At 42.6% G+C, this 13510-nt stretch carries 12 protein-coding genes and 1 tRNA gene; 7 read left to right on the top strand and 6 right to left on the bottom strand.

All coding sequences use genetic code 11. From position 1 onward, the window contains the following. Nucleotides 1–475: 475 nt before the first annotated feature. The 4 genes from dnaQ to IE103_RS01925 all read right to left on the bottom strand — a co-directional run bounded on the left by dnaQ (nt 476) and on the right by IE103_RS01925 (nt 4344). A complete protein-coding gene (gene dnaQ / locus IE103_RS01910; protein ID WP_189344316.1) occupies nt 476–1201 on the bottom strand; it encodes a DNA polymerase III subunit epsilon in 726 nt (241 codons plus the stop codon). Between the two features lie 33 nt (nt 1202–1234). Next, nucleotides 1235–2641 carry a tRNA lysidine(34) synthetase TilS gene (gene tilS / locus IE103_RS01915; RefSeq protein WP_189344317.1) on the bottom strand — a complete coding sequence of 469 codons (1407 nt, stop codon included), beginning with the start codon at nt 2639–2641 and terminating at the stop codon, nt 1235–1237. Beyond that, nucleotides 2638–3612 (bottom strand): acetyl-CoA carboxylase carboxyltransferase subunit alpha, encoded by a 975-nt coding sequence (locus tag IE103_RS01920; RefSeq protein ID WP_189344318.1) that lies wholly within the window; start codon nt 3610–3612, stop codon nt 2638–2640. Before IE103_RS01920 ends, tilS begins: the two co-directional genes overlap by 4 nt. Nucleotides 3613–3693: 81 nt before the next feature. After that, nucleotides 3694–4344 carry a DNA-3-methyladenine glycosylase family protein gene (locus tag IE103_RS01925; RefSeq protein ID WP_189344319.1) on the bottom strand — a complete coding sequence of 217 codons (651 nt, stop codon included), beginning with the start codon at nt 4342–4344 and terminating at the stop codon, nt 3694–3696. A 572-nt stretch (nt 4345–4916) separates the two neighbouring features. On the opposite strand from IE103_RS01925, the gene IE103_RS01930 reads away from it, so the two are divergent. From IE103_RS01930 to aptA, 6 genes are all read left to right on the top strand, one after another. Then, nucleotides 4917–5924, top strand: a complete 1008-nt coding sequence (locus tag IE103_RS01930; RefSeq protein WP_189344320.1) for a nuclear transport factor 2 family protein — start codon at nt 4917–4919, stop codon at nt 5922–5924. Beyond that, the gene (locus tag IE103_RS01935; RefSeq protein WP_189344321.1) at nt 5924–7702 is read left to right on the top strand and encodes a L,D-transpeptidase family protein; all 1779 of its coding nucleotides are present in this window, start codon (nt 5924–5926) and stop codon (nt 7700–7702) included. Before IE103_RS01930 ends, IE103_RS01935 begins: the two co-directional genes overlap by 1 nt. A gap of 53 nt (nt 7703–7755) precedes the next feature. Beyond that, nucleotides 7756–8421 carry a peptidylprolyl isomerase gene (locus IE103_RS01940; protein ID WP_189344322.1) on the top strand — a complete coding sequence of 222 codons (666 nt, stop codon included), beginning with the start codon at nt 7756–7758 and terminating at the stop codon, nt 8419–8421. A gap of 229 nt (nt 8422–8650) precedes the next feature. Further along, complete coding sequence (locus tag IE103_RS01945; protein WP_189344323.1) at nt 8651–9139, top strand: peptidylprolyl isomerase; 489 nt, start codon at nt 8651–8653, stop codon at nt 9137–9139. A 45-nt stretch (nt 9140–9184) separates the two neighbouring features. Further along, on the top strand, nt 9185–9964 hold the full coding sequence (locus tag IE103_RS01950; RefSeq protein WP_189344324.1) for a UDP-2,3-diacylglucosamine diphosphatase: 780 nt from the start codon (nt 9185–9187) through the stop codon (nt 9962–9964). Nucleotides 9965–10106: 142 nt separating this feature from the next. Next, nucleotides 10107–11435, top strand: coding sequence for an omega-aminotransferase AptA (gene aptA / locus IE103_RS01955; RefSeq protein ID WP_189344325.1), 1329 nt, complete (start codon nt 10107–10109; stop codon nt 11433–11435). 34 nt (nt 11436–11469) lie between these two features. Here aptA and IE103_RS01960 read toward each other — a convergent pair whose 3' ends face one another. Next, nucleotides 11470–11934, bottom strand: coding sequence for a CYTH domain-containing protein (locus tag IE103_RS01960; RefSeq protein WP_189344326.1), 465 nt, complete (start codon nt 11932–11934; stop codon nt 11470–11472). Between the two features lie 35 nt (nt 11935–11969). After that, nucleotides 11970–13094 carry a M14 family metallopeptidase gene (locus tag IE103_RS01965; protein WP_189344327.1) on the bottom strand — a complete coding sequence of 375 codons (1125 nt, stop codon included), beginning with the start codon at nt 13092–13094 and terminating at the stop codon, nt 11970–11972. A 270-nt stretch (nt 13095–13364) separates the two neighbouring features. Between IE103_RS01965 and IE103_RS01970 the strand changes: the two genes are divergently transcribed. Further along, nucleotides 13365–13441: transfer RNA gene (locus IE103_RS01970), tRNA-Pro, on the top strand. The last annotated feature ends 69 nt before the right edge of the window (nt 13442–13510 follow it).

Here is a 13510-nt window from a genome sequence, read left to right on the forward strand (position 1 = left end):
GATTGTGGTACTTACCGAAAAATGGGTGTATCAGCAAAAGTATGAAATTGAATGCGGAAAAACGAGAAAAATCCAATAGGAATTTATCCTACATTGGATTATTTTAGATAACTCACCTAAATTTTTAGGTAGTTTTAAATTGAAGGCTGAGTTTAAATAAAAACTGAAATTTTAAATTAAACCCAAATAAAACAAAGAGTTACAAGAAAAAACACATAACAACAATCTTTGTTCTAAATCATTAACGGCACAACTTTAGAAAACTTTAGGGCGAATTCAAAATATTTTTTAAATTTTTTTCCTACAGTTTTCAAGTAAATTAACGGCAAAAAAAATCGCCACTTTAGGGTGGCGATAAAAAATATTTCAATTATTTGTGTTGGTTTTACGTCGAAAAATGCAAAAAAATAAATTTTCGCCTCTCAACTTAATCGACAGTTTATTCAAACCAAACTTTACTCTCGAATTCTTGCAGTTATTTTTTATTTTCAGCCACTGCCTCATTTTGCCAAATACAGTTGCCTTGGCTTGCCTTGGCTAAATCGTTCAACAAATCGATGTGAGAATTAAGTTCATTGGCATCAGCATAAAATACCTTAACAGCATAATCTTGCTCGCTTAACTCCACTGTTTCAACAACGACAACTTCGTTCTCTTCTTCTACCTCGATACTAAAACTGTTCTGCCCTCGCGACATCGCAAGAAAAACATCTGCGAGCAATTCTGCGTCAAGTAAAGCGCCATGTAACTTTCGGTGCGAGTTCGAAATCTCATAGCGATCACAAAGAGCATCGAGCGAGTTGCGTTTACCAGGATGCAACTCCTTGGCCTGCACTAGGGTGTCAACTACGCCATCTACATAGTCTTCTAGTTTCGACAAGCCTAAACGCTCAAACTCGGCATTTAAGAAGCCCATATCAAATGGTGCATTATGGATAACTAATTCAGCGCCTTGTACAAATGCAATGAACTCATCGACGATTTGTGCAAATTTGGGTTTATCGCATAGAAACTCCGTGGTTAATCCATGAACAGCTAAAGCGCCTTCCTCAGAATCTCGCTCTGGATTGATGTAGTAATGAAAGTTATTTCCCGTAAGTTTCCTATTGACTAACTCGACGCAGCCAATTTCAATAATGCGATTACCTAAACGGGGATTCAAACCCGTTGTTTCCGTATCAAGAACAATCTGTCTAGTCATTTCAGTTAATTTTCTTTTTTAACAATATTATGTTCACGTATCTGGCTGCCAAATCAATTGAAGTCGAATGCCGCTCCTGATCGGCTCATCAGTTTCTATAAACCTTGCATCCAAACCAAGTAAACCAACAAAAAATAGCTGCTCTTTGATATAAATGTACGGTAAATTTTCACGCCGCCAAAATGGTATTTTCGCGTTTTGAAAATGGCTTTTTAGATCACGGGATGGTCGATTTTTCGCTAACCTCAATCGAGCGCCCTTTTGCCTTTGACGTATGGTCATTTGAGTCTGTTTCAAGAATTCCGAACTCACCCCAGTTTTAGACTCCCTAAAAATCAGGGTGCCCTTTAAACTGGGAAAATATTTTTCAGCCTCCCCGCGCCACGTGTACTGAAGTTCCCCATCTTGAGTACCAAGAGTACGATGATCTATCAAATGAATTTTGCGATCATAGCGACAAATCGAATAGTGAGCATGCCGAATCTCGACTCGGGCATCATCACGCGCATGCCAAAGTTGTGTTTGAATTTCTGAAATCTTCGCAGTTGATGGCAATTGAACTAAATTCATCACCAGCCAATGCCGAAATAAATTATTGACTCGATCAGCACTTAACTGCGCCATCTTCACTAGATCAAGCACATTATTATCGCCACAATTTTCTAAATCATTGCTCGCGATCTCATCCAGTAAGTTTTGCGCTTCACGTATATGTTGCGAAGTGCGTAGTAATCGTTCAGAGAATTTCGGAAATAATTCCTCAATGACGGGCATCAACTGATGGCGAATAACATTTCGAGTAAATAACGTACTAAAGTTCGACTCATCCTCAATATTGATGAGCTGACTATTTGCAGCATAATCGACTAATGTTTGTTTAGCCTCACGCAATAATGGACGAGCCAGAACAAGCTGGTTTGAGCCAAGCAATTTAGCTGCGAAATTACATTCATCCATACCCGCCAAGCCACGCAAACCTGTGCCGCGAAACAATTGCATCAACATGGTTTCAGCCTGATCATCAAGATGATGTGCTAACAATAACAAGTTCACCTTGTCCAAGTCGCACAACTCACCCAAAGCTTGATAGCGCAAATTGCGCGCCACCACCTCGACGCCCTGCCCTTGATTTTCGACTCTGACATTTCTGCTGCGAAATGGGATTTCTAGACGAGCACAAATTTGGGCACAATGCTGTTCCCATTGTGTCGCATTCGGACTCAGTCCATGATTAACGTGATAAGCGTAGAGGGGAATTTGAAATTGTTTAGCGTAAATGGACGCTAAATGCAGCAATACAGTTGAATCAAGACCTCCGCTGTAAGCAACCGCCAAAACGGGCTGCTTACCACCAAGGTCTTGAGCTTGAATGATATTTGAAAGCTTCGCAAAAAAATTTTGTTCTAAATCCTTTGCACTTTGACAGTGCGCGATGCTCATTCAGCGACTCGGGTTTCCTTAAATTTACCGTAAGCCATCAACTTCTCATGACGATTTGCGAGTAATTCTTTTGTTTTCATACCTTGGAACTGACGCAATGTGTCTGCCAATGCACGTTTGACCAAAGCGCACATTTGTTTTGGATCGCGATGCGCGCCACCCAAGGGCTCATTGATAATCTTATCAATCAAACCCATTGCTTTGAGTCGATTTGCAGTTAAGCCAAGAGCCTCTGCCGCATCAGATGCACGCTCAGAAGTTTTCCATAGAATTGACGCGCAACCCTCTGGTGAAATAACAGAATAAGTTGCGTATTGCAGCATCAATACCGCATCACCAACAGCTAATGCCAATGCGCCACCTGAACCGCCTTCACCAATAATAGTAGCGATTAAAGGAACTTTTAATTCAGCCATCACATAGAGATTATGACCAATCGCTTCTGATTGTCCGCGCTCTTCAGCATCGATACCAGGCCAAGCACCAGTCGTGTCAACAAAAGTGAAAACAGGAATATCAAATTTTTCTGCCAACTTCATCAAGCGCATTGCTTTACGATAGCCCTCTGGCTTTGGCATACCAAAATTACGCATTGCACGCTCTTTAGTATCTCGGCCTTTTTGATGACCGATCACCATACATGCTTGACCATTAAAACGCGCTAAGCCACCAACAATCGCGAGATCGTCAGCGAATGAACGATCGCCATGCAATTCATGGAAATCAGTAAATATTTGGGAAATGTAATCGAGTGTGTAAGGGCGCTGCGGATGACGTGAAATTTGAGATACTTGCCATGGTGTTAATTTGGCATAGATATCTTTTGTTAACATTTGACTCTTTTGTGAGAGACGATCAATCTCTTCTGAAATATCTACTGCAGAGTCGTCTTGTACAAAACGTAATTCTTCGATTTTTGTTTCAAGTTCAGCAATTGATTGCTCAAATCCTAGAAATGTCGTTTTAGTCATCGTGCCTCCTTAAAATTCCACACGAGTTAAAGAAATAAGCTTGAAGGACTTCGTGCGAGATAACGCGGAAGTCTAGTCAAGTTAAGCTATTTTTTCATCTAAGCTGCGCCACATATACCAAGTTGCGACGGTACGCCATGGTTCCCAATTCGCTGCTACTTCACGCAAATCGATACGTGATACGGGCTCGCCTGAAAAATAATTTTTACTAATACCGTTTATCAAACCTGCATCGTCCAAAGGCAAAATATTAGGGCGCAATAAATTAAAAATCAAAAACATCTCAGCTGTCCAACGGCTGATTCCTCGAATCTGAACCAGTTCCGCAATGACCGCCTCGTCTGTCATGTCGACCCAATTATCAACATGCACTTTACCATCTTTAAAGTGAACAGCCAGATCAAGAATATAGTCAGTTTTACGCTTCGACAAACCTGATGCTAATAATTTTTCTTTTCCAGCCGCAAGCACTTCTACAGGCGTCGATTTTGGGCAAACAGTTAAGTATTTTTCCCACAAGAGATTTGCCGACACACCTGAAATCTGTTGCGCAATGATCGATCTTGTCAAAGTCGTGAATGGATCATCTCGCCCTAATAAATATAAGTCACCGAATTGAGGAATCAATTTACGTAAAATTCTATCTCGCTTCATTAATTCATTTTTTGCCTCTTCCCAGTAATGCGGAACATGCAAATCACCATTACTACGGACACGACTATTTTTATTCATTTATTGATCTTCCGTAATACACATCAATACACAGTAGCCGAAAACTAAGATCAATTTTGATCACCTAGAACGAGTAACTGTATAGATAAGAACTTAAGCTAACCGCGAATTTTACCTTATAAAGACGCAAATTGAACTAATTTTTCAGTCCAAGCTAGCACTAAGGGAAAACAAAAACAAGGAAACATATATTTTAAAAAATACTCAATAATAATTTTGAACGCGTTTTTTTGCCCATATTCGAGTTCAATTTTGTAAGAATTCTCAGATCAAACCTTTCACGACTTTAATTGCCGCGCAACACAAGTAGCTTCCCCAGTTTGAATTGCAAATTGGCTTGCGCTCCTTGCCCAATGCCAAACGCACTCAATTAAACCCTGAATACAATCGCAGCAAAGTGGAATCCGTATCAATCTTGAGAAGATTCTTACTTTTTCATTCGAATCTAACAAACTCAACCACGCGATACCAAGTTTATTTGTTAAGATTGCGGCTGACCAATTTAGCAAATAAGAAATCGAATCCGTTCGACAACTAAAGACTAATTAATAGAAAAGACATTAAGTTAAATTATGCGATATTCCCTAAAAACTGCAGTTGCAGCGATTGCCCTTACTGTTGGATTATCACCAATTGCGTACGCTGACGATGCTAGCGATGCGAGTAAACTCTACAAAGCTGGTCAACTCAACGAAGCAATTAAAAAAATTGACTCTGTCTTGGCGCAACGCCCTAAAGATGCGCAGATGCGTTTTTTAAAAGGCATCATCCTCACAGAACAAAACAAACAGGCTGAAGCGATCACAATTTTTACCAAATTGACGGATGACTACCCAGAACTTCCTGAGCCGTATAACAATTTGGCCGTCTTGTACGCTTCCAATGGCCAGTTTCTCAAAGCAAGTGCTGCGCTGGAAATGGCGATTCGCACGAATCCAACTTATGGCACCGCCCACGAAAATTTGGGTGATGTGTATGCAAAGCTAGCTAGTCAATCATACGACAAAGCCTTGCAACTAGATTCGGGTAACTCCACCGCAAAATTAAAACTCAATTTAGTCAAAAACTTAATTGGTAACACCACTGGCGGTGTCAATCCAAAAACAAGTGCAGCAAATCCTGCTCCAATTGCGACAATCCCAAACACACCAACAATCGCCGCGCCACCGCCTAACCGTGCTACCGAACCTAAAGCAACACCAGCACCTGTGGCACAGAATAAGCCAGCTGCCGTGACTAGCGAAAAAGACGTCGTGCTTGATGTTGTTGAAGCATGGGCTAAAGCTTGGAGCAGTCAAAATGTCAGCAAATATTTAGGCTACTACGCTAAAGATTTTCAAACGCCAAATAAACAGTCACGTAGCGCTTGGGCCGAGGATCGCCGCTCTAGAATTGAAGGAAAAGGAAAAATCGGTGTACGTATCGACGACCCGAACGTTAGCATCGATGGAAATTCTGCCACCGTTAAATTCAAACAATATTACACCTCTGATCGCCTCTCTTCGACGAGTCGCAAAACATTGGTATTGACTAAGCAAGATGGCAAATGGCTCATTAAGCAGGAGCGTTCGGGTAGCTGATGTTTCTCTTAAATCGTAGCAAAGCTCCGGCACGCAAGTTTGTCGGAGCTTTATCATTATTCGCCCCTCTCGCAGTAACTTTATGTTTTGGTTCTGTTGGTCTTGCATCTGCCAATAACAATCCCAACAAAGTTCAATTCGTCGCACCTCAAAATCCTGGCCCCAACGCCGATTTGATGTTGATTGAGGTGTATAAATTATTGGCAAGCAATGAACTCGACAAAGCGCAAGTAAAAGTCGATGAGTTGCTTCTCGCCTACCCTAATTTTCATTTAGCGTATTTAATTCGTGGTGATCTGATCTCCATGAGAACACGCCCGGTGACACGCTTTGGCGCAGCACATAATCCGCCAAATGACAAATTAAAAGATTTGCACGAAGAAGCTTTGGCGCGTATTCGCGCCATCACTGAACGGCCAAGCAAAGATTTGGTTCCGAGTGTTCTACTCCACATGAGTGAAGAACAACGCTACTCATTGGTGATGGATGCAAAACGCGCGCGCATTTATCTGTATGAAAATATCGCCGGCGTTCCAACTTTGATCAGTGACTATTATGTCAGTCAGGGCAAGCTTGGAATGGACAAGTTTAAGGAAGGCGATCAACGAACGCCTATCGGTGTCTATTACATTACGAATCGTCTGCCCGGCGCAAAACTTCCTGATTTCTACGGACCTGGCGCACTACCGCTCAACTACCCGAATGAATGGGATAAGTTGAAAGGACGTGGCGGATCTGGTATCTGGCTACATGGTGTTCCATCAACAAACTATAGTCGTGCTCCACTTGCGTCTGACGGCTGCATCGTATTATCTAACCCAGATTTTTTAAAACTTGCGGCGATCGTAGACATTACTAAAACGCCTGTGATTATTAGCGAGCGACTTGATTTTATTCCTCGTGCGAATTGGATGACTGAGAAACAAAACGCGCGCAAGCTAATTGATAGTTGGGTTCAAAATATCACATCTAGCAATCCGAATTCAGCTTTCTCGCTGTATAGTAAAAATTTCAAAAACTTGAGCAATGAATCCGCCGCAACATGGATTTCTAAACAAGCGGCATTTGCCAATCGTCCAGCTGGCAGTGTTAAGTTACGTGAAGTTTCGCAATTTAAATATCCTGGTCGAGAAGAAGTTTTAGTCAGCAACTTTATTGTCGACGTTCAAACCAACAAAGGCGTGTCCTCGAACAAGCGACGCCAATATTGGATGAAGGAAGGAAATAACTGGCGCATCATTTACGAGGACAACAATCCCGTTGCTGGACCGCGTTTAGAATCGGAATTAGTCCGTGATCTTGCACAAAACGCGCCTAAAGACCCACCTAAAGACGCTGCGCCAACAAAACCTGCGGAAGTAAAACCATCATCGCCAGTGGTCGAAAAAGTTATCGCAAACAACAGCACAAATAAGCCAGCAACACCCAAATCAAATGGTGCGCAAACTGAAGTGATTGACACTGTTAATCGTTGGCTCAATGCTTGGAGTTCGAAGAACACCAAAAATTACCTTGCACATTATGCGAAAGACTTTCAAACACCGAATGGTGAAACGAGAAAATCATGGATGGAAGAACGTCGCTCAAGAATCGAAGGAAAGTCAAAAATCACGGTTAAAATTGACTCGCCCAGCGTGAAAATTGATGGCAATACCGCGATAGTTAAGTTCAGACAGAACTATCAGTCTGGTGCTTTAGTCGCAACTAGTAGAAAAACACTGACGTTGATCAAGCAAGATGGTAAGTGGTTAATCAAGCAGGAAAGAACCGGCAGTTAGGCAAGGATTCTTGCCGACAACAGGCTCAAGAAATATTACTCAAGGAGTTTATTATGCTCAAACATAGTCGTCGTTATTTCTTACAATTCGGTGTGGCCAGTCTCATTAGTCTGATTGCACCTCTCTCTAGCGCCCAAGAGTTACCAAAGGTAAATATCAAGACCTCGATGGGAGATATCGTTCTTGAGCTATATCCAGAAAAAGCACCAAAGACCGTCGAAAACTTTTTGCGCTATGTAAAGAAAGGTCATTACAACAAAACCATTTTTCATCGGGTGATTGATAACTTCATGATTCAAGGTGGCGGCTTGACTGCTACCATGCAAGAAAAGCCAACTGACAAACCTGTTCCTTCCGAAGCGAAACAAGCTTTTGAAAAAGAATTGAAAAACGATATCGGCACAATCGCAATGGCAAGAACGATGGATCCCAATTCGGCACGGGCACAGTTTTATATCAATGTGAATAACAATGATTTTCTGAATTACCAAGCCTTGCCCGAAGGCGACCCAGTTCAAATCATGAAAAACGGCGAACCAATTACCTTACCTCGTTCGCGCGCACAAGTGCTTGCGGCGGGCTACACACCTTTTGGTAAAGTCATCGAAGGTTGGGATGTCGTAGAAAAGATCAAATCAACACCAACTTCCGAAGTCAGCATTCATCAAAATGTACCAGTAAAACCGATTATGATTATCTCCATTAAATTAATGAAATAATCATCAACTAAACAAACACTTAAACAATCACATAAACAACATTGCATACTGAATCGCCTTGCCGTCGCTTAGTGAGGCTCATCAGGACTAAGTATATAAAGCCAGATGAGAATAACGAAGCAAACATAACGAAAGCACGTAATTTAAAACGCGTTATTTAAAATACCTTATTTAAAATACGTCCGTTAGCAAATTCAATCGCAATCATTTATCTAAAAAGAGGATTACTATGGCCGTTCTGCTCACCACTAACCTAGGCAACATTAAAATCGAATTGAATGCTGAAAAAGCGCCTAAGACAGTCGCCAACTTTTTAGCTTATGTTGAATCAGGACATTATGTTGGTACGATTTTCCATCGCGTAATCAGTGGCTTTATGATCCAAGGTGGTGGCTTTGAAGTTGGCATGAAACAAAAACCGACCAAGGGGAATGTTGAGAACGAAGCTAATAATGGATTAAAAAATGTGCGCTATGCATTAGCAATGGCGAGAACTAGCGACCCGCATTCAGCCTCGGCACAATTTTTTATCAACACAAGCAACAATGATTTTCTTGATTATCCTGGACAAGATGGTTGGGGTTACTGCGTATTTGGCGAAGTCACAGAAGGAAAAGATGTTGTCGACAAAATTTCCTCGTCAAAAACCACGCGTTCAAGTTTCTATAACGATGTACCGGTTGAGAACATCGTTATAGAAAAAGCCGAAATCGTTTAAAGCAACGACCTCACACTAATTAGCCTATCTGAAGTTCAACAAACGATGAATAGCCCAGTACAGCATCAAGGATCATCGGTCGAAGCGCAACCCAAATCGGTTGCGCTTTTTGTTTCCGATGTTCATTTAAGTGAAGCGCTTCCTCGAACCACAAATCAATTCCTTGACTTTCTACACCACCATGCGATTCACACCGAGCGTCTCTATTTGCTAGGTGATCTATTTGAGTATTGGGCGGGCGACGATGACATAGATCACCCCTACCACCACCAAATTATTCAAGCACTTCGTGAAATCGCTGAGCGTGGTGTACAGATTTTTTGGATTGCTGGGAATCGTGATTTTTTAGTTGGAAAATCTTTCGCAGAACGCACCAAGACACAATTACTGGAAGACCCAAGCATACTACTTCTAGCAAACCGCAAACTGATTCTTTCTCATGGCGATCATCTTTGCACCGATGATGTGAATTACATGGCTTTTCGTTCGCTCGTTCGGCAAGAGAATTGGCAACAACAATTTCTGGCAAAACCGCTCGCGGAACGCAAGGCCATCATTGAGAACATGCGGCAAGCAAGCAGCTCTGCTCAACAAGACAAAAGCATGGAAATCATGGATGTGAATGCATCGGCAGTAGCAGCGCTCCATCAACAATTTCCCAACAGTGTTTTAATTCACGGACACACTCACCGTCACGCCATCCATGATGAAGCACAGGGCTTACGTTATGTCTTGCCTGACTGGGATTGTGACAACAGAACGCAGCACCGTGGTGGTTGGTTGAAATTGACGCAGGATGGGGCATTAAATTTCATCTATTTGTAAGAGAGAGCCCTGCCAACTAATTTGGCGCTTTGCTTTCGCTTGATCGACGCGATAAATTGTGCAAACATGTTTTGTGCAGCTTGCATCTTCATCTGCACCTGTTTCTCATTGATCACCTCTCAAGCACAAGCGTTAGACCAACATGATAAATTCGCCGACAACCGAGCATCTTTGGATGCCATTCACTGCCAATAGACAGTTTAAATCTAAACCAAGATTACTCAGTTCAGCGAAAGGCATGTACTACCAAAGTGCCGATGGGCGTGAAATACTTGATGGTACGGCTGGACTGTGGTGCGTCAACGCTGGTCATAATCATCCAAAAATTGTCGAAGCAATTCAACAACAAGCGGCCACCTTAGACTTCGCGCCAACATTTCAAATGGCACATCCGCTTGCTTTTCAAGCGGCTAGTAAATTAGCGGAGATGTCGCCTGCAGGACTTGATCGCGTGTTCTTCTGCAATGATGGTTCGGAAGGCGTCGATACCGCATTAAAAATTGCCCTTGCCTATCATCGAGTGCGTGGAGATGCTGGTCGATTTCGTCTAATTGGACGTGAACGGGCTTATCATGGGGTTGGCTTTGGTGGTATCGCGGTTGGCGGCATCGCCGGCAATCGCAAACAATTTGGCGCTGCACTTGCTGGGGTGGATCACCTACCTCATCCACTCAACATTTCAAAAAACGCGTTTAGCAAAGGCTTGCCTGAGCATGGCGCAGAACTCGCTGACGTTTTAGAATCGCGCTTACTCGCCTTGCACGATCCGAGTACAGTTGCCGCAGTTATCGTTGAACCAATACAAGGATCAACCGGCGTCATCATACCGCCGAAATCTTACTTACAAAAACTACGAAACATCTGCACCAAGTATGGAATTCTTTTGATTTTTGATGAAGTGATTACCGGATTTGGGCGTTTAGGAAGCGCATTTGCTGCGAATTATTTTGATGTCATTCCAGACATGATCGTGTGCGCGAAAGGATTAACGAACGCCGCGGTTCCTATGGGCGCGGTGATCATCAATACAGGAATTTACGATACATTCATGGAGAACTCTCCAAAAGATGCAATCGAACTCTTTCACGGCTATACCTATAGCGCGCATCCACTCGCCTGTGCCGCTGCAATTGCGGCCTTAGATGTCTATCAAGAAGAACAGCTATTTGAACGGGCGGCACAAATATCGACTTACTTCGAAGCAGCAGCGCATCAACTAAGAGAATTACCAACAGTGAAAGATATTCGAAATCTTGGCTTGGTTTGCGGTATTGAGTTAACGCCGCAAGAAGGAAAATCCACCACGCGAGCCTATGATATTTTTGAAAAATGCTTCTGGGAGAAAAATATTTTAATTCGCACCACTGGCGATATTATCGCCCTATCGCCGCCCTTGATTATTAACAAAGATCAGATAGATACTTTATTCTCGCAATTACGTGATGCGATAGTTGAACAAGCTAAAGGCTAGCATCTTATAAAAGACAATCTTTAGCTAAATCGAACTACCAACGCGAATACGGATGCTTAAACAAGTTCGCGTTGGCATAACGATGATCGTGACTGATTTCTTCACCGACCCAGTCCGGCTTTGTGAAATGCTGTGATTCCGATTGCAGTTCAAGTTCTGCCACAACTAATCCAGCGTTCTCCCCGAAGAACTCATCGACTTCCCAAACCAAGCCATCCAAATCAATTCGATATCGATTTTTCTCGATAATTGGTTGTTCGCACAAGGTACTTAATAATTCCTCTGCATCACTCAAAGGAATCGGATACTCCCATTCAACACGAGAGATTCCAGAGGCCTTGCCTTTTAAAGTGAGCATCGCAGATTGCCCTTCTATGCGCACACGCACCACCCGCCCGGGAGTCGAGCTGATATACGCCTGACGCATAAATACAGGTTGCGCAAGTTGTTGCCAACGATCAGATACAACTAAAAACTTACGCTCAATTTCAATGCCCACTTTACAGCTTCCTTCAGTAGATGTTACGACTGAACTCAGTTTTTCAATGCAGTCAAAATAGGCTGCAACATCGCCTCACCCAATTTCATACTACGAGCACCATCCCAACCGACTTCTAGATCTGGCATGTTGGCATTATCTTTAAACGGCAATTCCAAAGTCAAAGAAACGCATTTAAACGTATGTCCAACGTACTTCGATGCTAACTTCAGCAAATCTTCGTTGTACTTACTTGCCTCATAGCCGAACTGTGTTTGGAAATCTGGACTTGCTGCACAGAAGCTCTGAACAAACGCGTCTTGTTCTTGCTTTTGCTTCTCACTAAAGCCTTCCAACATCTCACTGCCAGCAACGAATACATAAGGCAAGCCTTCATCACCATGAATATCTAAGAACAAATCGCAGCCCACTTCTTCGATTTTTTTCTTCACATAGTAAACTTCAGGGCTTGTCTCAATTGATGGTGCCATCCACTCACGATTTAAATTGGCACCCGCGGCATTCGTGCGCAAGTTACCGCGCACCGATCCGTCTGGATTCATATTTGGAACAATATACAAAACCGCCTTATCCAAAATTGCACGGGCAATTGGATTCGCTAAATCTAACAGTGCGTTGAGTGTACCTTCTACCAACCACTCAGCCATCGTTTCGCCTGGATGTTGACGAGCAATGATCCACACTTTCTTTTCCGCAGATGGATTACCAACCACAACGACATTTAAGTCACGACCATCAACGGTGTTTCCTAAATCTTCCACACGCACTTGTTCAGACTGTGCAACACTTCCCAACAAGGCGAGGTGACGCTCCCAGCTATATGGCTCGAAATACGCATAATAAACACTATCAGTTTCTGGCGTATGTTTGATCGTCATTACCTTGCCATCAAACTCAGTCTCAACTCGGAACCAATTCTCACGGTCATAACTAGCAACAGCGCGATAATTTTCCCAACCATCAGGATAGGTAGCGGCACCCGCATTTAAGATGCGAATACAAGCATCTTGATCGCGCGCACCTTGCAACCGGAAATAAAACCACTGCATAAATTCCGCATTGGAATCTTGACGCAGATTCAATTGAATGTTTTCTACATCAAGCGCGCTAACAACTTCAATCGCACCGGCATCAAAGTTCTGGCTAATCTTTATCGACATAATCATCTCTTAGTAAGTAAGTGTTCCGATAAACACAAAGAAGGAATTTGCGCATCTGTCATACGCATAGCATTATTGTGACTGCTTTTCATCGACTCTGACAATCATTAAAGTCAATTAAGAATGACTATTTTTGCAGGGAGCGATAATCTATGGCAATTTAGTAATCTGATCAGATGTTTTACAAAATGTTCAGCGGCAAAATATTAAGTTCGACACTTTTTTGATGACGAAACAATCGCAAATGTCCTATAATGCAAGCCTTCGAGTCGGGGCGTAGCGCAGCCTGGTAGCGTACATGCATGGGGTGCATGGGGTCGCAAGTTCGAATCTTGCCGTCCCGACCAATCTTCAAAATCTTCCCTGCTGAGTTTGTATTCAATCTTGAATTCAAACCTTCCAATTCAAAACCTAGT

It is taken from the genome of Affinundibacterium macrobrachii, assembly GCF_014652415.1.
Taxonomy (GTDB): Bacteria; Pseudomonadota; Gammaproteobacteria; order Burkholderiales; family Burkholderiaceae_D; genus Undibacterium; species Undibacterium macrobrachii.